Source organism: Streptomyces sp. B93 (assembly GCF_018070565.1).
Classification (GTDB): Bacteria; Actinomycetota; Actinomycetes; order Streptomycetales; family Streptomycetaceae; genus Streptomyces.
Genome location: NZ_JAGPXL010000051.1, coordinates 14,030 through 38,478 on the forward strand (window position 1 = coordinate 14,030; position 24,449 = coordinate 38,478).

20 protein-coding genes are annotated in these 24,449 nt (G+C 69.8%); 16 read left to right on the forward strand and 4 right to left on the reverse strand.

Features of this window, described 5'->3' with window-relative positions:
* The first annotated feature begins 44 nt into the window (after positions 1–44).
* Positions 45–1,328 carry a geranylgeranyl reductase family protein gene (locus KBY47_RS31240; protein WP_210927106.1) on the forward strand — a complete coding sequence of 428 codons (1,284 nt, stop codon included), beginning with the start codon at positions 45–47 and terminating at the stop codon, positions 1,326–1,328.
* Between the two features lie 12 nt (positions 1,329–1,340).
* On the opposite strand, the gene def is transcribed toward KBY47_RS31240, so the two are convergent.
* Together def and KBY47_RS31250 are read right to left on the reverse strand one after the other, a co-directional pair.
* Complete coding sequence (gene def / locus KBY47_RS31245) at positions 1,341–1,967, reverse strand: peptide deformylase (RefSeq protein ID WP_210927109.1); 627 nt, start codon at positions 1,965–1,967, stop codon at positions 1,341–1,343.
* 172 nt (positions 1,968–2,139) lie between these two features.
* Positions 2,140–2,994, reverse strand: a complete 855-nt coding sequence (locus KBY47_RS31250) for a C40 family peptidase (RefSeq protein ID WP_210927111.1) — start codon at positions 2,992–2,994, stop codon at positions 2,140–2,142.
* 726 nt (positions 2,995–3,720) lie between these two features.
* Here KBY47_RS31250 and KBY47_RS31255 point away from each other — a divergent pair.
* The 15 genes from KBY47_RS31255 (at position 3,721) to recQ (ending at position 21,885) form a co-directional block, all read left to right on the forward strand.
* Positions 3,721–4,080 (forward strand): NADH-quinone oxidoreductase subunit A, encoded by a 360-nt coding sequence (locus KBY47_RS31255; RefSeq protein WP_007383963.1) that lies wholly within the window; start codon positions 3,721–3,723, stop codon positions 4,078–4,080.
* 14 nt (positions 4,081–4,094) lie between these two features.
* Positions 4,095–4,649 carry an NADH-quinone oxidoreductase subunit B family protein gene (locus KBY47_RS31260; RefSeq protein WP_189217821.1) on the forward strand — a complete coding sequence of 185 codons (555 nt, stop codon included), beginning with the start codon at positions 4,095–4,097 and terminating at the stop codon, positions 4,647–4,649.
* Positions 4,646–5,386 carry an NADH-quinone oxidoreductase subunit C gene (locus tag KBY47_RS31265; protein ID WP_210927113.1) on the forward strand — a complete coding sequence of 247 codons (741 nt, stop codon included), beginning with the start codon at positions 4,646–4,648 and terminating at the stop codon, positions 5,384–5,386. The genes KBY47_RS31260 and KBY47_RS31265 overlap by 4 nt, the downstream gene beginning before the upstream one ends.
* Positions 5,383–6,705 carry an NADH-quinone oxidoreductase subunit D gene (locus KBY47_RS31270; RefSeq protein WP_210927115.1) on the forward strand — a complete coding sequence of 441 codons (1,323 nt, stop codon included), beginning with the start codon at positions 5,383–5,385 and terminating at the stop codon, positions 6,703–6,705. The genes KBY47_RS31265 and KBY47_RS31270 overlap by 4 nt, the downstream gene beginning before the upstream one ends.
* Positions 6,702–7,571: an NADH-quinone oxidoreductase subunit NuoE gene (gene nuoE, locus KBY47_RS31275; protein ID WP_210927117.1), complete on the forward strand. Its 870-nt coding sequence runs from the start codon at positions 6,702–6,704 to the stop codon at positions 7,569–7,571. The genes KBY47_RS31270 and nuoE overlap by 4 nt, the downstream gene beginning before the upstream one ends.
* On the forward strand, positions 7,571–8,920 hold the full coding sequence (nuoF, locus tag KBY47_RS31280; RefSeq protein WP_247695514.1) for an NADH-quinone oxidoreductase subunit NuoF: 1,350 nt from the start codon (positions 7,571–7,573) through the stop codon (positions 8,918–8,920). The genes nuoE and nuoF overlap by 1 nt, the downstream gene beginning before the upstream one ends.
* Complete coding sequence (locus KBY47_RS31285; RefSeq protein WP_210927121.1) at positions 8,917–11,418, forward strand: NADH-quinone oxidoreductase subunit G; 2,502 nt, start codon at positions 8,917–8,919, stop codon at positions 11,416–11,418. The genes nuoF and KBY47_RS31285 overlap by 4 nt, the downstream gene beginning before the upstream one ends.
* Complete coding sequence (gene nuoH / locus KBY47_RS31290) at positions 11,415–12,782, forward strand: NADH-quinone oxidoreductase subunit NuoH (protein ID WP_210927123.1); 1,368 nt, start codon at positions 11,415–11,417, stop codon at positions 12,780–12,782. The genes KBY47_RS31285 and nuoH overlap by 4 nt, the downstream gene beginning before the upstream one ends.
* Positions 12,775–13,416 (forward strand): NADH-quinone oxidoreductase subunit NuoI, encoded by a 642-nt coding sequence (nuoI, locus tag KBY47_RS31295; RefSeq protein WP_210927125.1) that lies wholly within the window; start codon positions 12,775–12,777, stop codon positions 13,414–13,416. The genes nuoH and nuoI overlap by 8 nt, the downstream gene beginning before the upstream one ends.
* Positions 13,413–14,255 carry an NADH-quinone oxidoreductase subunit J gene (locus KBY47_RS31300; protein WP_210927127.1) on the forward strand — a complete coding sequence of 281 codons (843 nt, stop codon included), beginning with the start codon at positions 13,413–13,415 and terminating at the stop codon, positions 14,253–14,255. Before nuoI ends, KBY47_RS31300 begins: the two co-directional genes overlap by 4 nt.
* A complete protein-coding gene (gene nuoK, locus KBY47_RS31305) occupies positions 14,252–14,551 on the forward strand; it encodes an NADH-quinone oxidoreductase subunit NuoK (RefSeq protein WP_210927129.1) in 300 nt (99 codons plus the stop codon). The genes KBY47_RS31300 and nuoK overlap by 4 nt, the downstream gene beginning before the upstream one ends.
* A 15-nt stretch (positions 14,552–14,566) precedes the next feature.
* The gene (gene nuoL, locus KBY47_RS31310) at positions 14,567–16,513 is read left to right on the forward strand and encodes an NADH-quinone oxidoreductase subunit L (RefSeq protein ID WP_210927131.1); all 1,947 of its coding nucleotides are present in this window, start codon (positions 14,567–14,569) and stop codon (positions 16,511–16,513) included.
* A 5-nt stretch (positions 16,514–16,518) separates the two neighbouring features.
* The gene (locus tag KBY47_RS31315; RefSeq protein WP_210927134.1) at positions 16,519–18,090 is read left to right on the forward strand and encodes an NADH-quinone oxidoreductase subunit M; all 1,572 of its coding nucleotides are present in this window, start codon (positions 16,519–16,521) and stop codon (positions 18,088–18,090) included.
* Complete coding sequence (nuoN, locus tag KBY47_RS31320; protein ID WP_210927136.1) at positions 18,087–19,736, forward strand: NADH-quinone oxidoreductase subunit NuoN; 1,650 nt, start codon at positions 18,087–18,089, stop codon at positions 19,734–19,736. The genes KBY47_RS31315 and nuoN overlap by 4 nt, the downstream gene beginning before the upstream one ends.
* A gap of 169 nt (positions 19,737–19,905) precedes the next feature.
* Positions 19,906–21,885, forward strand: a complete 1,980-nt coding sequence (gene recQ, locus KBY47_RS31325) for a DNA helicase RecQ (RefSeq protein WP_210927160.1) — start codon at positions 19,906–19,908, stop codon at positions 21,883–21,885.
* Between the two features lie 58 nt (positions 21,886–21,943).
* Here the strand turns inward: recQ and KBY47_RS31330 are convergent, their stop codons facing one another.
* Together KBY47_RS31330 and fahA are read right to left on the reverse strand one after the other, a co-directional pair.
* Positions 21,944–22,882, reverse strand: a complete 939-nt coding sequence (locus tag KBY47_RS31330; RefSeq protein ID WP_210927138.1) for a M56 family metallopeptidase — start codon at positions 22,880–22,882, stop codon at positions 21,944–21,946.
* A gap of 173 nt (positions 22,883–23,055) precedes the next feature.
* Positions 23,056–24,267, reverse strand: a complete 1,212-nt coding sequence (gene fahA, locus KBY47_RS31335) for a fumarylacetoacetase (protein ID WP_210927140.1) — start codon at positions 24,265–24,267, stop codon at positions 23,056–23,058.
* Between the last annotated feature and the right edge of the window lie 182 nt (positions 24,268–24,449).

Genomic DNA, 24,449 nt, shown 5'->3' on the forward strand with positions numbered 1-24,449 from the left:
AGTGCCGGTCGGCACACAGATTTCGAACTTGGGGAGATCCCGCCGTGGCCGAGTCTCTGACGGACAACACCGCCGATGTGATCGTCGTGGGCGCGGGCCCGGCGGGCTCCACGACGGCCTACCACTTGGCCAAGGCCGGACTGAACGTGCTGCTGCTGGAGAAGACCGAGTTCCCACGGGAGAAGGTCTGCGGCGACGGTCTCACCCCGCGCGCGGTCAAGCAGCTCGTGGCGATGGGCATCGACATCTCCGAGGAGGCGGGCTGGCTGCGCAACAAGGGCCTGCGCATCATCGGCGGCGGTGTCCGACTCCAGCTGGACTGGCCGGATCTGGCCTCCTTCCCCGACTACGGCCTGGTCCGCAAGCGCGACGACTTCGACGAGCAGCTCGCCCGGCAGGCCCAGAAGGCGGGCGCCCGGCTGCACGAGCGCTGCAACGTCGGCGCCCCGATCATCGACGACCGCACCGGCCGGATCACCGGCGTGCACGCCAAGCTCGGCGAGGAGAAGCGCGAGGTCACCTTCCACGCGCCGCTGGTGGTGGCCGCCGACGGCAACTCCACCCGCCTCTCCCTCGCCATGGGCCTGCACCGCCGCGAGGACCGTCCGATGGGCGTCGCGGTCCGTACGTACTTCACCTCACCGCGTCATGAGGACGACTACCTGGAGTCCTGGCTGGAGCTGTGGGACCGGCGGGGCCCCCAGGACCGCCTGCTGCCCGGCTACGGCTGGATCTTCGGCATGGGCGACGGCACCTCCAACGTCGGCCTGGGCGTCCTGAACACCTCCGACTCCTTCAAGGAGCTGGACTGGCGCGAGGTGCTGAAGGCCTGGTGCGCGTCCATGCCGGAGGACTGGGGCTACACCCCCGACAACATGACCGGCCCGATCCGCGGCGCCGCCCTGCCCATGGCCTTCAACCGGCAGCCGCACTACACGCGCGGGCTGCTCCTCGTCGGCGACGCCGGCGGCCTGGTGAACCCCTTCAACGGCGAGGGCATCGCCTACGCCATGGAGTCCGGCCAGCTCGCCGCCGACGTCATCGTCCAGGCCCACGCCCGCGCGACCCCCGCCCAGCGGGAGGCCGCGCTCCGGCGCTACCCGCAGGTCCTCAAGGACACCTACGGCGGCTACTACACCCTCGGCCGCGCCTTCGTGAAGCTCATCGGCAACCCCAAGGTCATGCAGATCGCCGCCCAGCGCGGCCTGACCCACCCGATGCTGATGAAGTTCACCCTGAAGCTGCTCGCCAACCTCACGGACCCGACGGGCGGCGACGCGATGGACCGCATCATCAACGGGCTGAGCCGGGTGGCCCCGAAGGCCTGAGCCCGGCGGGCCTCAGGCGCCCAGCGCCGCCACGTTGGCGGCCCGGCGGGCGAACACCTCGTCCCGCCGGTCCGCCACCTGCCGCAGCGCCCGCCTGCGCTCCCGCGCGGAGAGCCGGTCCAGATACACGTGCCCGTTCACATGGTCGGTCTCGTGCGCGAGACACCGCGCGAAGTACCCCGTCCCCTCGATGACGAGCGGACCGCCGTCCTTGTCGTACCCGCGCACGACGGCGCGGTCGGGCCGGGGTACCTCCATCGTCGCCCCCGGCACCGACAGACAGCCCTCGCTGTCGTCGATCAGCCGTCGCCCGGCCGGAGGCAGCGGTTCCAGCACCGGGTTGACGATGTGTCCGACATGTCGGACACCTTCGTCGTCCGGGCAGTCGTAGACGAACAGCCGCAGATCGACGCCTACCTGATTCGCCGCCAGCCCGGCCCCGTCGGCGATGTACATGGTGAGGAACATGTCGTCGATGAGCGCGGCGAGATCGGGCCCGAACTCGGTCACGTCCCGGCACGGCTTGTGCAGGACCTGTTCACCTACCTCGGTGATCCGCCGCACCGCACCGCGCCGGGCCTCGGGCGCCAGCGGCGGGTAGGACTCGACGGGCGTTCCCTGGACGAAGACGCTGGGCATCGCTGCCCCTCCTTCTCTCTCCCGCGGCCCCGCCACCGCGGCGTGGCCGTCGGGCAAGAGAGTGCTGGGGCGGGGGCGCCACGCGCAACACGCGGTACGGCGGAAGGGCCGCTGCCCCCGAGCGGCTGCGGCCCTTCCCCCGTGGCGCCCCTGCCGGCGCGCGGCTCGTGAATCAGAGCACGCGCACCGCACCCGACGCCGGGTAGCCGGAGAGGTCCTGGATGACGACACCCTTGGACGGGTTGGCCGCGTCCAGGTACTGGCCGTTACCGATGTACACACCCGTGTGGTAGGCGGAACCCTTGCCGCCCCAGTACAGGATGTCGCCCACCTGGAGGGCGGAGAGGGAGACCTCGGTGCCGACCATCGACTGGTCCTGCGAGACCCGGGGCAGGTCCACGCCGACCTGGCGGAAGGCGGCCTGGACGAGGCTGGAGCAGTCCCAGGCGTTGGGGCCGGTGGCGCCCATGACGTAGGCGTCGCCCAACTGCGCCTTGAGGAAGGAGATGACCGTCGCCACGCTGCCGCTCGCGGGGGCGGAGGCGGTCGTGCCGGTGTCGACGCCGGCACCCGCGCTCGCGGTCGCGGTGAGGGTGGCGCGCTCGGCGTCACGGGCGGCGCGCTCCGCGGCCTCCTTGCGGGCGGCCTCCGCGGCCTTCTTCTTGGCCTCTGCCTTCCGCTTGGCCTCGGCGAGGTCCGCCTTGGCCTGCTTGGCGGCCTTCGCGGCGGCCGCGTCACGCTCGGCCTCCAGCTCGTAGCTCGCGGCGGCCAGCTGGGTGGCGTCCGCGGACTCGGCGACCTGAGCGGCCAGGTCGGCCGTCAGGACGGGCAGTTCGAGCGTCTGCGTCACGGGCTCGGCGGCGTTCGCCGCGGCCGACGCACTGGCCACTGCCACGGTGCTGAGGATGCCACCGGCCACTCCGGCGCGCATCGCGATCGTCGAGGACGCGGTGCGGCGGGGTTTCCGGTGGCTGCGTATGTGAGCGGTGTGGGACATGGGAACAAGCGGTATCAGGGGCTCCTCCATACCTTCAAGAAACGTGTGCTGCGCCACAGTTGTTCAATCGGCACTCGGAACCCCGGGCGTGTCGGCCCTTATTGACGCCGTAACGGACATTGCGGACACGGTTGATCAAGCCTGTGATCATGGCCTTTCGTCGTTACGCCCGAATTGCCCGCCACCTACCACTCGTTGGGTCCGATGGCCAAGCCCGCTTTTCATCCGCCTCTCATGAATGTGGCGGAGGTCACGGAACGATTACCGCGACGCCCGCGTCTCGCGTGTGATCGACATCGGTCCACTCCACCGGTCGACTTCGTGAACGCGTGCACGCGTCCACATCGCCTCCCTAGACCTCCGTCCAGATGTGAACGTGGTCCTCTATCAACGGCGGGTGCCCAACTCCAATTTGCATGCAGCGGAACACTCTTGATATTGAGACGACCCCTCCGAGCTGCGCTGACTAGCGAAAATGTCACCTCTGGTGATCACTCGGACGCTTCGAGTGTGAAGATCACCGCTCATCCGACTTCATGATCCTTCGTCAGGTGGTGGAGATCACAAAGCTTGTGCAATACCCCGTGTCGCAGATCACAGAGCCACGGGCATAAGATGCGAGGCAACTGGGCTTGTGACCTGCTTCACATGTTCTCGATCTTCGCCGGGACAGACGGGGTTTGTGGGACTGAGGGGGCGGATGCGAGTCCGGTGAAACCGCCAGCAGTCAGTGCCGACTGAGAGGAGCGAGGAGCGGTGAACGCGTATGCGCCCATCCTCGTACTGGGAGCCCTCGGGGCAGGCTTTGCGATCTTCTCCGTGGTCATGGCCACGCTGATCGGTCCAAAGCGGTACAACCGGGCCAAGCTCGAGGCCTACGAGTGCGGTATCGAGCCGACCCCCACGCCGGCCGGCGGCGGGCGTTTCCCCATCAAGTACTACCTGACGGCGATGCTCTTCATCGTCTTCGACATCGAGATCGTCTTCCTCTACCCCTGGGCCGTCACCTTCGACGCCCTGGGTGTGTTCGGGCTCGTGGAGATGCTGCTCTTCGTGCTCACCGTCTTCGTCGCGTACGCGTACGTGTGGCGGCGCGGCGGCCTGGAATGGGACTGAGGGGCCTTTAAGTCATGGGACTCGAAGAAAAGCTGCCGAGCGGATTCCTGCTGACCACCGTCGAGCAGGCCGCGGGCTGGGTGCGCAAGTCATCGGTCTTCCCCGCCACCTTCGGCCTCGCGTGCTGTGCCATCGAGATGATGACCACCGGCGCGGGGCGCTACGACCTGGCGCGCTTCGGCATGGAGGTCTTCCGCGGCTCACCCCGCCAGGCGGACCTGATGATCGTCGCGGGCCGGGTGAGCCAGAAGATGGCGCCGGTGCTGCGGCAGGTCTACGACCAGATGCCGAACCCCAAGTGGGTGATCTCCATGGGCGTGTGCGCCTCCTCGGGCGGCATGTTCAACAACTACGCCATCGTCCAGGGCGTCGACCATGTCGTCCCGGTCGACATCTACCTCCCCGGCTGTCCTCCCCGGCCCGAGATGCTGATGGACGCCATCCTCAAGCTCCACCACAAGATCCAGCACTCCAAGCTCGGCGTGAACGCGGAGGAAGCGGCCCGCGAGGCGGAGGAGGCGGCGCTCAAGGCCCTGCCGACGATCGAGATGAAGGGGCTGCTGCGATGAGCGACGCCAACAGCGGCGAGGTCAACCCGGAGAAGGACCTCAGCGCCTCCAACCTCCCCGGCCAGCGCGGTCAGGGCGGCGAGGAGATCCGCGTCCAGCGCGGCATGTTCGGCGCCAACAACGGCGGCGACACCTCCGGCTACGGCGGCCTGGTCCGCTCGGTCCGGCTCCCCGGACCCTCGAACCGCCCCTACGGCGGCTGGTTCGACGAGGTCGCCGACGAGCTGGAGGGCGCCCTGGAGGAACAGGGACTCCTCCCCGGCAACGCCATCGAGAAGACGGTCGTCGACCGCGACGAGATCACCTTCCACATCGAACGCGAGCACCTGGTCCGCGTCGCCCGCACCCTGCGCGACGACCCGGCCCTGCGCTTCGAGCTGTGCACCGGCGTCAGCGGCGTCCACTACCTGCACGACAAGGGACGCGAGCTGCACGCCGTCTACCACCTGCGCTCGATCACCCACAACCGGCTCATCCGCCTCGAAGTCAGCGCCCCGGACGCCGATCCGCACATCCCGTCCCTCGTCTCCGTCTATCCGACGAACGACTGGCACGAGCGCGAGACCTACGACTTCTTCGGCATCGTCTTCGACGGTCACCCGGCCCTGACCCGGATCATGATGCCGGACGACTGGCAGGGCCACCCACAGCGCAAGGACTACCCCCTCGGCGGCATCCCCGTCGAGTACAAGGGCGCCCAGATCCCGGCTCCGGACCAGCGGAGGTCGTACTCATGAGCACTTCCCACGCTTCCCCCCGAGAGACCACCGAGGGCACCGTCTACACGGTCACCGGCGGCGACTGGGACGAGGTCGTGCAGTCCGCGGCCCGTGCCGACGACGAGCGCATCGTCGTCAACATGGGCCCCCAGCACCCCTCCACCCACGGAGTGCTGCGCCTCATCCTGGAGATCGAGGGCGAGACCGTCACCGAGGCCCGCTGCGGCATCGGCTATCTGCACACCGGCATCGAGAAGAACCTCGAGTTCCGCACGTGGACGCAGGGCACCACCTTCGTCACGCGCATGGATTACCTGACGTCCTTCTTCAACGAGACCGCCTACTGCCTCGCCGTCGAGAAACTCCTCGGCATCGAGGACCAGGTCCCCGACCGCGCCACCCTCATCCGGGTGCTCCTGATGGAGCTGAACCGGCTCTCCTCGCACCTGGTGTGCATCGCCACCGGCGGCATGGAACTCGGCGCCACCACGATCATGATCTACGGATTCCGTGATCGTGAAATGATTCTCGACATCTACGAGCTGATCACGGGCCTGCGGATGAACCACGCGTACATCCGGCCCGGCGGACTCGCCCAGGACCTGCCGCCCGGCGCGGTGGACCAGATCCGCGAGTTCGTGAAGAAGATGCGGAAGAACCTCCCGGAGTACGACAAGCTCGCCACCGGGAACCCCATCTTCAAGGCCCGTATGCAGGACATCGGCTACCTCGACCTGGCGGGCTGCATGGCCCTCGGCGTCACCGGCCCGATGCTGCGCTCCACCGGCCTGCCGCACGACCTGCGCAAGTCCCAGCCCTACTGCGGATACGAGACCTTCGACTTCGACGTCCCCACCGCCGACACCTGCGACTCCTACGGCCGCTTCCTGATCCGCCTGGAGGAGATGCGCCAGTCGCTCAGGATCGTCGAGCAGTGCCTGGACCGGCTCCAGCCCGGACCGGTCATGGTCGCCGACAAGAAGATCGCCTGGCCCGCCCAGCTCGCCCTGGGACCGGACGGCCTCGGCAACTCCCTGGACCACATCAAGAAGATCATGGGCACCTCCATGGAGGCCCTGATCCACCACTTCAAGCTGGTGACCGAAGGCTTCCGCGTCCCGCCGGGACAGGCGTACGCGGCGGTCGAGTCACCCAAGGGCGAACTTGGCGTACACGCCGTCTCCGACGGCGGCACCCGCCCCTACCGGGTCCACTTCCGCGACCCGTCCTTCACCAACCTTCAGGCTATGGCGGCGATGTGCGAGGGCGGCCAGGTGGCCGACGTCATCGTCGCCGTCGCGTCCATCGACCCCGTGATGGGAGGCGTCGACCGGTGACCACCAGTTCTTCGGAGCGGGGCGTCAGCCTGGGCATGCCCGAACTGCCCGCGCCCGACTACCCGGACGACGTCCGCACCCGGCTGGAGCGGGACGCGCGCGAGATCATCGCCCGCTACCCCGACTCCCGGTCCGCCCTCCTGCCGATGCTGCACCTGGTGCAGTCGGAGGAGGGCCATGTCACGCGCACCGGAATGCAGTTCTGCGCGGACATGCTCGCCCTGACCACCGCCGAGGTCACCGCCGTCGCCACCTTCTACACCATGTACCGGCGCCGCCCGAGCGGTGACTACCAGGTCGGTGTCTGCACCAACACCCTGTGCGCGGTGATGGGCGGGGACGCCATCTTCGAGGCGCTCCAGGAGCACCTCGGCGTCGGCAACGGCGAGACCACCGACGACGGCAAGGTCACGCTGGAGCACATCGAGTGCAACGCGGCCTGCGACTTCGCTCCCGTCGTGATGGTCAACTGGGAGTTCTTCGACAACCAGGACGTGGAGAGCGCCAAGCGCCTCGTGGACGACCTGCGCGGCGGACGCGAGGTCGCGCCCACGCGGGGTGCGCCGCTGTGCACCTTCAAGGAGACCGCCCGCATCCTGGCCGGTTTCCCGGACCAGCGGGACGGCGCGGTCGAGGCGACCGGAGGCGCGGGACCCGCCTCACTGGTCGGCCTCAAGCTCGCCAAGGGCGAGGCCCATCCCGCGCGGGTCGTGCACCCGAGGGACGCCGGGCCGCACGAGGAACCGCACGACAAGGTGCACGAGCCGTCGCCCACCGAGCACCTCAGCTCACACGACGCGCCGCAGGACACATCGGCCTCCGACCCCTCCCACCCGGCGGGGCCCGTAGCCGAGGAGGGGGAGTGATGACCTTGGCACCCGAGCTGAAAGACACCAGCCCCGAGAAGCTGCTCGCACCCGTGCTGTCGGCCTTCTGGGACGAGGACAGGTCCTGGACGCTGGACGTGTACCGGAGGCACGAGGGATACGAGGGGCTCCGCAAGGCGCTGGCCATGTCGCCCGACGACGTGATCGCGTACGTCAAGGACTCCGGGCTGCGCGGGCGCGGCGGCGCGGGATTCCCCACCGGAATGAAGTGGCAGTTCATTCCGCAGGGGGATGGAAAGCCGCACTATCTAGTTGTCAACGCCGACGAGTCGGAGCCCGGAACGTGCAAGGACATTCCGCTCCTGTTCGCGAACCCGCATAGCCTCATCGAGGGCATTGTCATCGCGTGTTATGCCATCCGGTCTTCGCATGCCTTCATCTATCTGCGTGGTGAGGTCGTCCCCGTGCTGCGGCGGTTGCATTCGGCCGTGAGCGAGGCCTATGCGGCCGGCTACCTGGGCAAGAACGTCCTGGGCAGCGGCCTCGATCTCGACATCACCGTGCACGCGGGCGCTGGCGCGTACATCTGCGGTGAGGAGACCGCACTGCTCGACTCGCTCGAAGGCCGCCGTGGGCAACCGCGGCTCCGTCCCCCCTTTCCTGCCGTCGCGGGCCTCTACGCGTGCCCGACTGTGGTGAATAACGTCGAGTCGATCGCGTCGGTTCCCGCCATCATGAAAAACGGCAAGGAATGGTTCAGGTCGATGGGCAGCGAGAAGTCCCCGGGCTTCACGCTGTACTCGCTCAGCGGCCATGTCGCCAACCCCGGCCAGTACGAGGGGCCGCTCGGCCTCACCCTGCGCCAGCTCCTGGAGATGGGCGGCGGCATGCGGCCCGGGCACCGGCTGAAGTTCTGGACCCCGGGCGGCTCCTCGACGCCGATGTTCACCGACGAGCACCTGGACGTCCCCCTCGACTACGAGGGAGTGGGCGCCGCGGGTTCCATGCTCGGCACGAAGGCCCTCCAGTGCTTCGACGAGACGACCTGCGTCGTGCGCGCCGTGACCCGCTGGACCGAGTTCTACGCCCACGAGTCCTGCGGCAAGTGCACGCCCTGCCGTGAGGGAACGTACTGGCTGGTGCAGTTGATGCGGGACATCGAGGCGGGCAAGGGCCAGATGTCCGACCTCGACAAGCTGAACGACATCGCCGACAACATCAACGGCAAGTCGTTCTGCGCCCTCGGCGACGGTGCCGCCGCGCCGATCTTCTCCTCGCTCAAGTACTTCCGTGAGGAGTACGAGCAGCACATCACGGGCCGCGGATGCCCCTTCGACCCGGCCAAGTCGACGGCCTGGGCCGATCACCGTACGGAGGTCAACGCATGACAGTGACCACCAGCGCTCCCTCCGGCGGGGGAGAGGCGGCGGTCCCGCCGGAGGATCTCGTCACGCTGACGATCGACGGCGCCGAGATCAGCGTGCCCAAGGGCACCCTGGTCATCCGGGCCGCCGAACAGCTCGGCATCGAGATCCCCCGGTTCTGCGACCACCCCCTCCTCGACCCGGCCGGCGCCTGCCGCCAGTGCATCGTCGAGGTCGAGGGCCAGCGCAAGCCCATGGCGTCCTGCACCATCACCTGCACCGACGGCATGGTGGTGAAGACCCATCTCACCTCGCCGGTCGCGGAGAAGGCGCAGAAGGGTGTGATGGAGCTGCTGCTCATCAACCACCCGCTGGACTGCCCGGTCTGCGACAAGGGCGGTGAGTGCCCGCTCCAGAACCAGGCGATGTCGCACGGCAACGCCGACTCCCGCTTCGACGGCAAGAAGCGGACGTACGAGAAGCCCGTGCCGATCTCCACACAGGTGCTGCTGGACCGGGAGCGGTGTGTGCTGTGCGCCCGTTGCACCCGCTTCTCCAACCAGGTCGCGGGCGACCCGATGATCGAACTGCTGGAACGGGGCGCGCTCCAGCAGGTCGGCACCGGCGAGGGCGACCCGTTCGAGTCGTACTTCTCCGGCAACACCATCCAGATCTGCCCGGTCGGCGCGCTCACCTCGGCGGCGTACCGGTTCCGCTCCCGCCCCTTCGACCTGATCTCCTCCCCGTCGGTGTGCGAGCACTGCGCGGGGGGCTGCGCCACCCGCACCGACCACCGGCGCGGCAAGGTGATGCGGCGCCTCGCGGCCAACGACCCCGAGGTCAACGAGGAGTGGATGTGCGACAAGGGACGCTTCGCGTTCCGGTACGCGCAAGCGAAGGACCGTCTCGAGACGCCGCTGGTGCGCAACGCCGAGGGTGAGCTCGAACCGGCGTCCTGGCCGGACGCGTTGCAGATCGCGGCGCAGGGCCTGCTCGCCTCACGCGGCCGGACCGGTGTGCTGACCGGCGGTCGGCTCACCGTCGAGGACGCCTACGCGTACAGCAAGTTCGCGCGGGTCGCCCTCGACACCAACGACATCGACTTCCGCGCGCGCGTGCACAGCGGTGAGGAGGCCGACTTCCTGGCGGCCCGGGTCGCCGGGCGCGGCCGTGACCTCGACGGTACGGGCGTCACGTACACAGCGCTGGAGAAGGCGCCCGCGGTGCTGCTGGTCGGGTTCGAGTCGGAGGAGGAGGCGCCCGGCGTCTTCCTGCGGCTGCGCAAGGCCTGGCGCGGCCACGGGCAGCGGGTTTTCTCGCTGGCCACGCACGCGACCCGGGGTCTGGAGAAGGCGGGCGGCACGCTGCTTCCCGCGGCTCCCGGCACGGAGACCGAGTGGCTGGACGCGCTGGCGGGCGGCGTCGGGCTGGAGAACGGCGGTGCGGTCGCCGCGGAGGCGCTGCGTGCCGAGGGCGCGGTGATCGTCGTCGGTGAGCGGCTGGCCGGTGTGGCGGGCGGTCTCACCGCCGCCGTACGGGCCGCGACCGCGACCGGGGCGCAGCTGGTGTGGATCCCGCGCCGGGCCGGTGAGCGGGGTGCCGTCGAGGCGGGCGCGCTGCCGTCGCTGCTGCCGGGCGGGCGTCCGGCGACCGACCCGCGCGCGCGTGAGGAGGTCGCCGCCGTCTGGGGCGTCGCCGAACTCCCGCACCGCTACGGCCGGGACACCGGGCAGATCGTGGAGGCCGCCGCCACCGGCGAACTCCAGGCGCTGCTGGTCGCCGGGGTCGAGGTCGCCGACCTGCCGGATCCGGCACGCGCGCGTGCGGCGCTGGCGGAGGCCGGGTTCGTGGTGTCGCTGGAGCTGCGGCCCAGTGAGGTCACGGAACTCGCGGACGTCGTCCTGCCGGTGGCCGCGGTCGCCGAGAAGGCGGGCACCTTCCTCAACTGGGAGGGCCGGGCCCGCCTCTTCGACGCCGCGCTCAAGCCGGAGCACACGCCGCGTCGGCTGACCGCGGACGCGCGGGTGCTCCAGATGCTGGCCGACGCCATGGACGTACACCTGGGTCTGCCGGATCTGCGGACCCTGCGCGCCGAACTGGACCGGCTAGGGGCCTGGGACGGGCCGCGGGCCTCCGATCCGCTGGAGACGGCGAGCGCGCTGCCGCGTCCGGCCGCCGGGGAGGCCGTTCTGGCCGGGCACCGCCTGCTGCTCGACCAGGGTGTCCTCCAGGAGGGCGACGAGGCGCTCGCCGGGACCCGGCACGCCGCCCACGCGCGCGTGTCGTCCGCCACGGCGGCCGAGGCGGGCGTCGCGGAGGGCGAACCGATCGCGGTGACCGGTCCCGCCGGGACCGTGGAACTCCCGCTGGAGATCACCGAGATGCCCGACCGGGTGGTCTGGCTGCCGCTGAACTCCGTCGGCGGGGGCGTCACCTCCGACACCGGCGCCCGGCCCGGCTCCCTCGTCCGCATCGGACCGGCGACCGACGCCGCCGAGGCCCTCAAGGAGGTGGAGGCATGAGCGTGTACCAGGCTGCTGAGGACCTCTCGATGTTCGGCACCGATCCGTGGTGGCTGGTCGTCGTGAAGGCGGTCTTCTGCTTCGCGTTCCTGATGCTGACCGTGCTGTTCTCCATCGTCTGGGAGCGCAAGGTCGTCGCCTGGATGCAGCTGCGCATCGGGCCCAACAGGCACGGCCCCTGGGGCATGCTCCAGTCGCTGGCCGACGGCGTGAAGCTCATGCTGAAGGAGGACGTGATCGTCCGCCGCGCGGACAAGGTGGTCTACGTCCTCGCGCCGATCATCGCCGCCATCCCCGCGTTCATGGCGATCGCGGTGATCCCCTTCGGGCCGGCCGGGAACGAGGTGTCGATCTTCGGCCAGCGCACCACGATGCAGCTCACCGACCTGCCCATCGCGATGCTCTACATCCTGGCCATCGGCTCCCTCGGGGTGTACGGGTTCGTCCTGGGAGGCTGGTCCTCCGGGTCGACGTACCCGCTGCTCGGCGGCATCCGGTCGTGCGCCCAGATCATCTCGTACGAGATCGCCATGGGCGCCGCCTTCGCCTCGGTGTTCATCTACTCCGGGTCGATGTCGACCTCGGCGATCGTCGGGGCACAGCAGGAACGCTGGTACGTCCTGCTGCTTCCGGTGTCCTTCCTGATCTACATGGTGACGATGGTGGGTGAGTCCAGCCGGGCCCCCTTCGACATGCCGGAGTCCGAGGGCGACCTGGTCGGTGGCTTCAACACGGAGTACAGCTCGATCAAGTTCGCGATGTTCATGCTCGCCGAGTACATCCACATGGTCACCGTGTCGATGATCGCGGTGACGCTGTTCCTCGGTGGCTGGCGTGCTCCCTGGCCGGTCAGCACCTTCTGGGAGGGCGCGAACCACGGCTGGTGGCCGATGCTGTGGTTCACGGTCAAGCTGCAGCTGCTGGTGTTCTTCTTCATCTGGCTGCGCGGCACGCTCCCGCGGGTCCGCTACGACCAGCTGATGAAGCTCGGATGGAAGGTCCTCATCCCGGTCGCCGTGGTCTGGCTGATGCTGGTGGCGACCGTGCGGACCCTGCGGAACGAGAACTACGAATTCACCGACATCGCCCTGTACGTCGGCGGCGGTGTCCTTGGCGTGCTGCTCCTCTCCTTCCTCGTGGACTTCTTCCGCGACCGCGCCAAGGAAGAGGAGAAGGCGGGGCCCGCCGAACCGGCCGCCTTCGACCCGATGGCGGGCGGATTCCCCGTGCCGCCGCTGCCCGGACAGGAGCTGCCGCCGGTGCCGCGGCGACGCCCGCACCGCGAGCGCGAGTTGATTGTCAGTGGTGGCCCCGATACTGCCAGTGACGGATCTCTGGATGGAAAGGAGGCGTCCGATGGCTGAGGAGGCCAAGGAGACCAAGCCCGGTTTCCAGAACCCCGTGGCCGGCTTCGGCGTGACCTTCAAGGCCATGTTCAAGAAGCGGCTGACCGAGCAGTACCCCGAGCAGCAGAAGACCACCGCTCCCCGGTTCCACGGACGGCACCAGCTCAACCGCCATCCGGACGGCCTGGAGAAGTGCGTCGGCTGCGAGCTGTGCGCCTGGGCCTGCCCGGCCGACGCGATCTACGTCGAGGGCGCGGACAACACCGACGAGGAGCGTTACTCGCCGGGCGAGCGGTACGGCCGCGTCTACCAGATCAACTACGCCCGCTGCATCCTGTGCGGCCTGTGCATCGAGGCGTGCCCCACGCGCGCGTTGACGATGACCAACGAGTTCGAGCTGGCGGACTCCAGCCGCGCCAACCTCATCTACACCAAGGAGCAGCTGCTCGCCGGTCTCGAGGACGGCATGGTCGACACCCCGCACGCCATCTACCCGGGCATGGACGAGCAGGACTACTACCGGGGCCTGGTCACGGAGGCCGCGCCCGGCACGGTCCGGCAGCCGGCCGTCTCCAAGGGGGAGGCGCCGCAGGAAGCCGACAGCACCTTCGGTGCGGACGAGCCCGCGTCGGAGGAGGTGATCGGCCGATGACGCAGCAGCTCGCCGCCTACTCCACCTCCACCGGGGAGGCGGTCCAGTTCTGGATCCTCGGCACCATCGCGGTGATCGGTGCCCTGGGCACCGTTCTCTCCAAGAAGGCGGTGCACAGCGCCCTCTGCCTCGCCGGGACCATGATCATCCTGGCGGTGTTCTACCTCGCCAACGGCGCCTACTTCCTGGGCATCGTGCAGATCGTCGTCTACACCGGCGCGATCATGATGCTCTTCCTGTTCGTGGTGATGCTCGTCGGTGTCACGGCGGGCGACTCCCTGAAGGAGACCATCAAGGGGCAGCGCTGGGTGGCGGTGCTGTGCGGGCTCGGTTTCGGGATCCTGCTGGTCGGAGGCATCGGCAACGCCTCGCTCTCGGAGTTCAACGGGCTCGGCGCGGCCAACGCCAACGGCAACGTGGAGGGCGTGGCGGCCCTGATCTTCACCAAGTACGTCCTGGCCTTCGAGCTGACCGGTGTCCTGCTGATCACGGCCGCCATCGGCGCCATGGTGCTCACCCACCGCGAGCGCACCGAGCGGGCCAGGACCCAGCGGGAACTGGCCGAGCAGCGGATCCGCGAGGGCAAGCACATCCCGCCGCTGCCCGCGCCCGGTGTGTACGCGCGGCACAACGCCGTGGACATCGCCGGTCTGCTCCCGGACGGCACCCCGTCCGAACTGACGGTCAGCAAGACGCTGCGTGAGCGCGGCCAGATCCGGGACGTGTCGACGGAGGCGCTGAACGACCTGCGGGCGCTGGAACAGCGCGCGGAGGAACGCCTGGAGCGGACCGCGATCGAGCCGGCGACCTTCAAGCGGGCCGAGGAGGCATCGAAGTGAACCCGGTCAACTACCTCTATCTCGCGGCCCTGCTGTTCACCATCGGCGCCACCGGCGTACTGATCAGACGGAACGCGATCGTGCTGTTCATGTGCGTGGAGCTGATGCTCAACGCCTGCAACCTCGCGCTCGTCGCGTTCTCCCGGATGCACGGCAATCTCGACGGCCAGATCATGGCCTTCTTCACGATGGTCGTCGCCGCCGCGGAGGTCGTGGTCGGACTCGCGATCATCGTCTCGGTGTTCCGCGCCCGCCACTCGGCCTCGGTCGACGACGCCAGCCTGATGAAGCTGTAAGGGGTCGGAAGAATCGTGGAGAACCTGATTGCGCTGCTGGTGGCGGCGCCCCTGCTCGGAGCGGCCGTCCTGCTGTGCGGCGGCCGGCGGCTCGACGCCGTGGGCCACTGGATCGGTACCGCCCTCGCGGCCGTCTCCTTCGTCATCGGCCTCGTCCTCTTCGGCGACCTGCTCGGCAAGGGCGCCGAGGAACGGACCCTGACACAGCACCTGTTCAGCTGGATCCCCGTCGAGGGCTTCCAGGCCGACGTCGCCTTCCAGCTCGACCAGCTGTCGATGACGTTCGTCCTGCTGATCACCGGCGTCGGCTCGCTGATCCACCTGTACTCGGTCGGGTACATGGAGCACGACGAGCGGCGCCGCCGTTTCTTCGGCTATCTGAACCTGTTCCTCGCGGCGATGCTGCTGCTCGTCCTCGCCGACAACTACCTGCTGCTGTACGTCGGCTGGGAGGGCGTCGGTCTCGCCTCCTACCTGCTGATCGGCTTCTGGCAGCACAAGCCCAGCGCCGCGACCGCCGCGAAGAAGGCGTTCCTGGTCAACCGCGTCGGCGACATGGGCCTGTCGATCGCGATCATGCTGATGTTCACCACGTTCGGCACCTTCGCCTTCGGCCCGGTGCTGGACAGCGTGGGGGAGACCTCCGAGGGCACCCTCACCGCCATCGGCCTGATGCTGCTGCTCGCCGCGTGCGGCAAGTCCGCCCAGGTGCCGCTCCAGTCCTGGCTCGGGGACGCGATGGAAGGCCCGACACCGGTCTCCGCGCTGATCCACGCCGCGACGATGGTGACTGCGGGCGTGTACCTGATCGTCCGCTCCGGGGCGCTGTTCAACGCCGCGCCGGACGCGCAGCTCGTCGTCACCATCGTCGGCGCGGTCACGCTGCTCTTCGGTGCGATCGTCGGTTGCGCGAAGGACGACATCAAGAAGGCGCTGGCCGGTTCGACGATGTCGCAGATCGGCTACATGATCCTGGCCGCGGGCCTCGGCCCCATCGGTTACGTCTTCGCGATCATGCACCTGGTGACGCACGGCTTCTTCAAGGCCGGGCTGTTCCTCGGCGCAGGTTCGGTGATGCACGGCATGAACGACGAGGTCGACATGCGCCGCTACGGCGGCCTGCGCAAGTACATGCCGGTCACCTTCGTCACCTTCGGCCTCGGCTATCTCGCGATCATCGGCTTCCCGGGCCTGTCCGGCTTCTTCTCCAAGGACAAGATCATCGAGGCGGCGTTCGCCAAGGGCGGCACCGAAGGCTGGATCCTCGGGTCGGTGGCCCTGCTGGGCGCGGCCATTACCGCGTACTACATGACGCGCGTGATGCTGATGACGTTCTTCGGCGAGGAGCGCTGGCGCAGCGCCCCGACGCCGTCCCCCGCCGAGCCGAGCGTGGAGCCCGCCGCGGAGACCCGCGGCGAGTACACGCCGCCGCACCCGCACGAGTCGCCGAAGGTCATGACGATCCCCATGATCGTGCTGGCCATCGGCTCGGTCGCGGGCGGCGCGTTCTTCAGCATCGGCGACCGCTTCCTGCACTGGCTGGAGCCCGTCACCGGTCACGACCACGGGCACGCGCCGATCAGCGCGGCCACGGTCACCGCCGCGACCGTCGCCTGCATGGTCATCGGCGTCGCGATCGCCTGGGCACAGTACGGGCGCCGTCCGGTCCCGGCCGTCGCCCCGCGCGGGTCGCTGCTCACCCGGGCCGCCCGGCGTGATCTGCTCCAGGACGACTTCAACCACGTCGTCCTCGTCCGCGGCGGCGAGCACCTCACCCGCTCCCTGGTGTACGTCGACCACACCCTGGTCGACGGAGTCGTCAACGGCACGGCGGCCTCGGTCGGCGGCCTCTCCGGACGGCTGCGCAGGCTCCAGAACGGCTTCGCGCGGTCGTACGCGGTCTCGATGTTCGGCGGTGCGGCGGTCCTGGTCGCCGCGACCCTGCTGATGAGGGCGGTCTGATACCGATGTCCTTTCCCCTGCTGACAGCGACGGCGGTGCTCCCCGCGCTCGGGGCCATCGCCACGGCCGCCGTACCGGCCGCGCGGCGCACCGCCGCCAAGTGGCTGGCCCTGCTCGTCTCACTGGCGACGCTCGCGCTGGCCGTCACGATCGCGGTCCGCTTCGACCCGGACGGCGACCGCTACCAACTCACCGAATCCCACTCCTGGATCGCCGACTTCGGCGTCCGCTACGAACTGGGCGTGGACGGCATCGCGGTCGCGCTGATCGCGCTCACCGCCGTACTGATCCCGTTCATCATCCTGGCGGGCTGGCACGACGCCGACCCGCTGGAGACCGGCAGCAAGCGGTGGCGGCCCACCCAGGGTTTCTTCGCCCTGATCCTGGCCGTCGAGGCGATGGTGATCATCTCCTTCGAGGCCACCGACGTCTTCCTGTTCTACATCTTCTTCGAGGCCATGCTCATCCCGATGTACTTCCTCATCGGAGGCTTCGGGGACCGTGCCCACGAGCACGGCGAGGAGGTGGCGTCGACGCAACGGTCGTACGCGGCCGTGAAGTTCCTCCTCTACAACCTCGCCGGTGGCCTGATCATGCTGGCGGCGGTGATCGGCCTGTACGTGGTCGCCGGGAACTTCTCGCTCCCGGAGATCGCCCAGGCCCGCGCGAGCGGCGAACTGGACATGGCGACCAGCACCGAACGCTGGCTGTTCCTCGGCTTCTTCTTCGCCTTCGCGGTGAAGGCGCCGCTGTGGCCGCTGCACACCTGGCTGCCCAACGCCATGGGCGAGTCCACCGCCCCGGTCGCCGTGCTGATCACCGCGGTCGTCGACAAGGTGGGCACCTTCGCGATGCTCCGCTTCTGCCTCGGGCTGTTCCCGGAGGCCTCGAAGTGGGCGACGCCCGCCATCCTCGTACTGGCGCTGATCAGCATCATCTACGGGGCGCTGCTCGCCGTCGGCCAGCGTGACATCAAGCGCCTGGTGGCGTACGCGTCGATCTCGCACTTCGGCTTCATCATCATGGGCATCTTCGCGATGACCAGCCAGGGCCAGTCGGGCGCGACGCTGTACATGGTCAACCACGGCATCTCCACCGCCGCGCTGATGCTGGTCGCCGGCTTCCTGATCTCCCGGCGCGGCTCGCGGCTCATCGCCGACTACGGCGGAGTGCAGAAGGTCGCCCCGGTGCTCGCCGGGACCTTCCTGATCGGTGGTCTCGCGACGCTGTCGCTGCCGGGTCTCGCGCCGTTCGTGAGTGAGTTCCTGGTGCTGGTCGGCACGTTCTCGCGGTATCCGGCGGTCGGCATCATCGCCACCTTCGGCATCGTGCTCGCCGCGCTGTACACCCTCGTCCTCTACCAGCGGACGATGACCGGCCCGGTGAAGGCCGAGGTCGCCAAGATGCCCGACCTCAGGGTGCGGGAGCTGGTCGTCGTGGCTCCGCTGGTCGCCCTGCTGATCGTCCTGGGCGTCTACCCGAAGCCCGTCACGGACATCGTCAACCCGGCGGTCAAGCAGACCATGTCGGACGTACAGGAGAAGGACCCCCGGCCTGACGTGGAGGCGGCCAAGTGAGCGCAACAGCCGTCCACAACCTGTGGACAACGGCGGCCGACCCGATCTCGAAGATCGACGCGCCGAAGATCGAGTACGCGCAGCTCTCGCCCATCCTGATCGTCGTGGGCGCGGCGATCATCGGGGTGCTGGTGGAGGCGTTCCTGCCGCGCAAGTCCCGTTACTACGCCCAGATGTTCGTCTCCGTGGTCGCGCTGGCCGCCGCGTTCGCCGCGGTCGTCGCCCTCGCGGTCGAGGGGTACGGCACCACCAAGGCCCGTATCGCGGCGATGGGCGCCATCGCGGTGGACGGACCGGCCCTGTTCCTCCAGGGCACCATCCTGCTGGCGGCGCTGGTCGCCCTGTTCACCTTCGCCGAGCGGCGGCTCGACCCGGAGGCGCACGGCAACCGGGTCGACTCCTTCGCCGCGCAGGCCGCGGCCGTGCCCGGCAGCGAGAGCGAGCAGGCCGCGGTGAAGGCCGGTTTCACCACCACCGAGGTGTTCCCGCTGCTGCTGTTCGCGGTCGCCGGAATGCTGCTGTTCCCCGCGGCCAACGACCTGCTGACGCTGTTCGTGGCCCTGGAGGTCTTCTCGCTGCCGCTGTACCTGCTGTGCGCGCTGGCCCGCCGCAAGCGGCTGATGTCGCAGGAGGCCGCGGTCAAGTACTTCCTGCTGGGCGCGTTCGCGTCCGCGTTCACCCTGTTCGGCATCGCGCTGCTGTACGGCTACGCGGGTTCGATGTCGTACGGCACGATCGCGCAGGTCGTCGACGGCACCGTCACCGAGGTCACCCCGGCGCTCGCGTCCACCATGGGCAACGACGCGCTGCTGCTCGTCGGCTCCGGGCTGATCGTGATGGGCCTGCTGTTCAAGGTGGGCGCGGTGCCGTTCCACATGTGGACGCCGGACGTGTACCAGGGCGCGCCGACGCCGGTGACCGGTTTCATGGCGGCCGCGACGAAGGTGGCCGCGTTCGGCGCGCTGCTGCGGATCCTGTACGTGGTGCTGCCGGGCCTGCGCTGGGACTGGCGGCCGGTGATGTGGGGCGTGGCGATCATCACCATGCTCGGCGGCGCCATCGTCGCCATCACCCAGACGGACATCAAGCGGCTGCTGGCGTACTCGTCGATCGCCCACGCGGGCTTCATCCTCGCCGGTGTCATCGCCACCAGCCCGGACGGTGTGTCGTCGGTGCTGTTCTACCTGGCCGCGTACTCGTTCGTGACGATCGGCGCCTTCGCGGTGGTCACGCTGGTGCGGGACGCGGGCGGCGAGGCGACACACCTGTCCAAGTGGGCCGGTCTCGGCCGTAGGTCGCCGCTGGTCGCGGCGGTCTTCGCGGTGTTCCTGCTGGCCTTCGCGGGCATTCCGCTGACCAGCGGCTTCGCCGGGAAGTTCGCCGTGTTCAAGGCGGCGGCCGAGGGCGGCGCGGCCCCGCTGGTCGTGGTCGGTGTGATCTCGTCGGCGATCGCGGCGTTCTTCTACATCCGGGTGATCGTGCTGATGTTCTTCAGCGACCCCAGGCCCGAGGGCCCGACCGTGGCCGTCCCGTCGCCGCTGACGATGACGGCGATCGGGGTGGGCGTGGCGGTCACGCTGGTGCTGGGTGTGGCGCCGCAGTACTTCCTGGATCTGGCCGGGCAGGCGGGAGTGTTCGCGCGCTGACCTGCTCTCTTGTTCGATCCGCTGCCCGGCGCCCCGGTCTCGGGGGTGCCGGGCAGCGGCGTGTGCGGTCATACCGCAGGAGTGAGCCTGTGGATAACTCCGGAGGCTGTCGGCGCGGCCCCCTATCGTGGACGCAGTGGTCGAGGGACGACGTACGGGGGACATGACGATGGGTGGGACGGGCGGTATCGCCGAGATGGCAGTGACGCAGAGTGAGACGCTGGCCACGCTGCACCGGGTGTTCGGGTACGACGCCTTCCGTGGCGAGCAGGAAGCCGTCATCGAGCATGTGGTGGCCGGTGGGGACGCCGTCGTCCTGATGCCGACCGGCGGCGGCAAGTCGCTGTGCTACCAGATCCCGTCCCTGGTCAGGCCCGGCACGGGCATCGTCGTGTCGCCGCTGATCGCGCTGATGCAGGACCAGGTGGACGCGCTGCGGGCGCTCGGGGTGCGGGCCGGGTTCATCAACTCCACGCAGGACTTCGACGAGCGGCGGGTGGTGGAGGCCGAGTTCCTCGCGGGCGAGCTGGACCTGCTGTACCTGGCGCCGGAGCGGCTGCGGGTCGACGCCACGCTGGAGCTGCTCTCCCGCGGGAAGATCGCCCTCTTCGCCATCGACGAGGCGCACTGCGTCTCCCAGTGGGGCCACGACTTCCGCCCCGACTACCTCGCCCTGTCACTGCTCGGCGAGCGCTGGCCGGACGTCCCGCGGATCGCGCTCACGGCCACCGCCACCCACGCGACGCACCGCGAGATCACCGAGCGGCTGAACATGCCGGCGGCCCGGCACTTCGTCGCCAGCTTCGACCGGCCCAACATCCAGTACCGGATCGTGCCGAAGGCCGATCCCAAGAAGCAGCTGCTCAGCTTCCTGCGCGAGGAGCACGCCGGGGACGCGGGCATCGTCTACTGCCTCTCGCGCAACTCGGTGGAGAAGACGGCCGAGTTCCTCACCCGCAACGGCATCGAGGCGGTGCCGTACCACGCGGGCCTGGACGCGGGCACGCGTGCCGCGCACCAGTCCCGGTTCCTGCGGGAGGAGGGCCTGGTCGTGGTGGCGACCATCGCCTTCGGCATGGGCATCGACAAGCCCGACGTGCGGTTCGTCGCCCACCTGGACCTGCCGAAGTCGGTGGAGGGCTACTACCAGGAGACCGGGCGCGCGGGCCGTGACGGGCTGCCGTCCACGGCCTGGATGGCGTACGGGCTCAATGACGTCATCCAGCAGCGCAAGCTGATCCAGTCCGGCGAGGGCGACGAGGCCTTCCAGCGACGGGCCGCCGCGCACCTGGACTCGATGCTGGCGCTGTGCGAGACGGCCCAGTGCCGCCGGGGCCAGCTGCTCGCCTACTTCGGACAGGACCCGGACGCGGCCGGATGCGGCAACTGCGACACCTGCCTGGTGCCGCCGGAGACCTGGGACGGCACGATCGCGGCGCAGAAGGTGCTGTCGACGGTGGTGCGGTTGCAGCGGGAGCGGGGGCAGAAGTTCGGGGCGGTGCAGATCGTCGACATCCTGCTGGGCAAGCGCACCGGCAAGGTGATCCAGTTCGACCACGACCAGCTGTCCGTGTTCGGCATCGGACAGGAGCTGACCGAGGGTGAATGGCGCGGTGTGGTCCGGCAGTTGCTGGCCCAGGGCCTGCTCGCCGTCGAGGGCGAGTACGGCACCCTGGTGCTCACCGACGCCAGCGGGGCGGTGCTGCGGCGGGAGCGGGAGGTGCCGCTGCGCAAGGAGCCGAAGAGACCGGCGTCCCGGTCGGCGTCGTCCGGCTCCGCGGGCTCCGGCCGGGGCGAGCGCAAGCCGAAGGCGGCCGCGGCGGAGCTGCCCGAGGAACTGCTGCCCGCGTTCGAGGCGCTGCGTGCCTGGCGCGCCGAGCAGGCCCGCGAGCAGGGCGTCCCGGCGTATGTGATCTTCCACGACGCCACACTGCGGGAGATCGCCACGGTGTGGCCGACCTCGGTGGCCCAGCTCGGGGGGATCAGCGGCGTCGGCGAGAAGAAGCTGGCCACGTACGGGGAAGGGGTGCTCGGCGTCCTCGCCTCCCTGGGCGAGGGGCCGGGCGCGGCGCCGGGACCGGAGCAGGGCGGCCCGGCCGCGGAGGACGACGGCATGTGGCCGGAGGCGGAACCGGAGGACTGGGAGTAGGCACCCTGGGCCACTTGGCTTGGGCCTTGGGTCCATGGCGGCTGTTCCTCGGTCGAGGTCAGCTCAGCGCCGTCAGGCCCGGTGCGAAGGTGATCAGCAGCGGCAGCAGGGGCACGAGCGCCGCCGCCGTCGTGGTCAGGGCGCGGTCCCGGCGGCCCAGCCGGGGCGGGGGCTCCAGCAGGCGGTCGACGCGTTCGCCGAGCAGGCGGTGGCTGGAGGAGCAGGACAGGACTCCGCGGTGCTGGTTCAGCTCGATCAGGGCCAGGGCCGTGGTGAGGTGGCCGCAGCGGCGGGAGGCGGTGTCGTCGGCGGCGAGTTCGATCAGACGGCGGGTCTGGTCGCAGAAATGGGCGAACAACGGGATGTGGGGGAATCCGGTGGCGAGCGCGGTGGAGAGGTGGACCAGCCAGTCGTGGCGGGCGCGGGCGTGGCCGCGTTCATGGGTGAGGACGGCGTCGAGCTGGTGGTCGGTGAGCCGGTGCAGTGCGCCGGTGGTGACGACGAGCTGTGGCGGGTGGCCCGGCATCCACCAGGCGTCGGGGTACTCGTCCTCCAGCACCAGCAGCGGCCCCCGGGCGGCCGGGAGCCCGGCGGGCAGGTCGGGGGCGCGCTCCCGCAGCACGGTGCTGGCCCGCAGACGGCGGCGCCGCGCCTCGAACAGTTCCCGGGCGAGCATGGCCCCGGTCCAGGCTGCGCCGCAGGCCAGCAGCAGGGTGAGGGCGACCGCCCAGGGCGGCGCGGTGGACAGGTCGTACGCGGCGGTGACGGCCGCCGGGGCCGGGGCGAAGACCTGGGCGCGCACGGTCTGGAAGACAGCGGCGGCCCCCAGCAGCAGAGCCGTCAGACAGCTCAGCAGCACCGTGGCGACCAGACACTGCCACACCCACAGCGCCACCACCGGCTCCCGTTCGGGCCACGCGGCGCGGGTGAGCAGACGCGGTACGGGTACGGCGGCCGTCAGGGCGACGATGCTCAGCAGGAGCAGGCAGACGGTCATGCCACGCGGCTCCGGATCCTGATCGGGAGTATCGGGAGTGGGGGTGGTACGGGGTGGGGCGGCTCGGGCCGCGCGCCGCGCGTGCCGTGCCCGCAGACGCCGCTCGCCCGCCGCCAGTATGACGGCGGCGGGCGGTCGGAGTCAGCGCCCTTGCGCGGTCCGGTCGGGGCGGCTCAGCCCGCGACGACCCGGCCGGTCACCTCGCCGAGGCCGACCCGGGCGCCGTCCGGGCCCGGGGCCCACGCCGTCATGGTGACGACGTCGCCGTCCTCGAGGAACGTGCGCTTGCCGTCGGGGAGTTCGAGGGCGTCGCGGCCGTTCCAGGTCAGTTCCAGCAGGGAGCCGCGTTCACGCTCGGCCGGTCCGCTGACCGTGCCGGAGCCGTAGAGGTCACCGGTGCGCAGGGAGGCGCCGTTGACGGTCATGTGGGCGAGCTGCTGGGCGGCCGTCCAGTACATGGTGGAGAAGGGAGGCTCGGAGATGACGTGGCCGTTGACGGAGACCGAGATACGCAGGTCGTAGCCGCCGGGCTCCTCCTGGGCGTCGTCCAGGTAGGGCAGCAGCGGGTGGGTGCGCTCGGGCGGGGCGACGCGGGCCTCCTCCAGGGCGTCCAGCGGGGTGATCCACGCCGAGACCGACGTGGCGAAGGACTTGCCGAGGAACGGGCCGAGGGGAACGTACTCCCAGGCCTGGAGGTCGCGGGCGGACCAGTCGTTGAGGAGGCACAGGCCGAAGACGTGCTCGCGGAAGTCGCCCAGCGCCACGGGGAAGCCCATCCGTGACGGCACCCCGACGACGAAGCCGACCTCGGCCTCGATGTCCAGGCGGACGGAGGGCCCGAAGACCGGCGCGGGATCGGTGGGGGCCTTGCGCTGGCCGGACGGGCGGACGACATCGGTGCCGGAGACCACGACGGTGCCGGAGCGGCCGTGGTAACCGATCGGCAGGTGCTTCCAGTTGGGGGTCAGGGAGTCCTCCGCGTCGGGGCGGAAGATGCGGCCGACGTTCCGGGCGTGGTTCTCGGAGGCGTAGAAGTCGACGTAGTCCGCCACTTCGAAGGGGAGGTGCAGGGTCACCGAGGACAGCGGGTGGAACAGCGGTTCCAGGGCCTCGCGGTGGGAGGGCACGGTCACCCAGGCCGTCAGCGCCCGCCGTACGTCGGACCACGCGGTGCGTCCGGCGGCCAGCAGGGAGTTGAGGTTCGGCCCGCCCAGGAGGGCGGCGTAGGGGGAGCCGAGGGTCCGGGCCGCCGCACCGGCGTCCAGGACGTGGTCACCGAGGCGGACGCCGATCCTGCGGTCCGTGTTGCCAGGGAGGGAGAACACGCCGTACGGGAGATTGTGCGGTCCGAAGGGGTCGCCCTCGGGGACATCGAAGGGGGGCATGGGGTGCTGCCTCACTTTCGTACGCGCCGTGATCCAGGGGTCGCGCCGCACGGGTGTGCGAGCGCGCCACACGTTCTGGTGGTCGGGCCACACGTTACGGCCGGGTCGCCCGTCTTGGGCAGTGCGTGCGGTGCCGGGAGGGTCGGCGATCCGCGGAAGTGGGAGAAGCCGATGATCGGCGG

Coding starts and splice junctions, on each gene's coding strand:
- def (WP_210927109.1), bottom strand. CDS start 1,967: ATGCCCAGCGTCTTCGTCCAGGGAACGCCCGTCGAGTCCTACCCGCCG.
- KBY47_RS31250 (WP_210927111.1), bottom strand. CDS start 2,994: ATGGAGGAGCCCCTGATACCGCTTGTTCCCATGTCCCACACCGCTCAC.
- KBY47_RS31260 (WP_189217821.1), top strand. CDS start 4,095: ATGGGACTCGAAGAAAAGCTGCCGAGCGGATTCCTGCTGACCACCGTC.
- KBY47_RS31265 (WP_210927113.1), top strand. CDS start 4,646: ATGAGCGACGCCAACAGCGGCGAGGTCAACCCGGAGAAGGACCTCAGC.
- KBY47_RS31270 (WP_210927115.1), top strand. CDS start 5,383: ATGAGCACTTCCCACGCTTCCCCCCGAGAGACCACCGAGGGCACCGTC.
- nuoF (WP_247695514.1), top strand. CDS start 7,571: ATGACCTTGGCACCCGAGCTGAAAGACACCAGCCCCGAGAAGCTGCTC.
- KBY47_RS31285 (WP_210927121.1), top strand. CDS start 8,917: ATGACAGTGACCACCAGCGCTCCCTCCGGCGGGGGAGAGGCGGCGGTC.
- nuoH (WP_210927123.1), top strand. CDS start 11,415: ATGAGCGTGTACCAGGCTGCTGAGGACCTCTCGATGTTCGGCACCGAT.
- nuoI (WP_210927125.1), top strand. CDS start 12,775: ATGGCTGAGGAGGCCAAGGAGACCAAGCCCGGTTTCCAGAACCCCGTG.
- KBY47_RS31300 (WP_210927127.1), top strand. CDS start 13,413: ATGACGCAGCAGCTCGCCGCCTACTCCACCTCCACCGGGGAGGCGGTC.
- KBY47_RS31315 (WP_210927134.1), top strand. CDS start 16,519: ATGTCCTTTCCCCTGCTGACAGCGACGGCGGTGCTCCCCGCGCTCGGG.
- recQ (WP_210927160.1), top strand. CDS start 19,906: ATGGGTGGGACGGGCGGTATCGCCGAGATGGCAGTGACGCAGAGTGAG.
- KBY47_RS31330 (WP_210927138.1), bottom strand. CDS start 22,882: ATGACCGTCTGCCTGCTCCTGCTGAGCATCGTCGCCCTGACGGCCGCC.
- fahA (WP_210927140.1), bottom strand. CDS start 24,267: ATGCCCCCCTTCGATGTCCCCGAGGGCGACCCCTTCGGACCGCACAAT.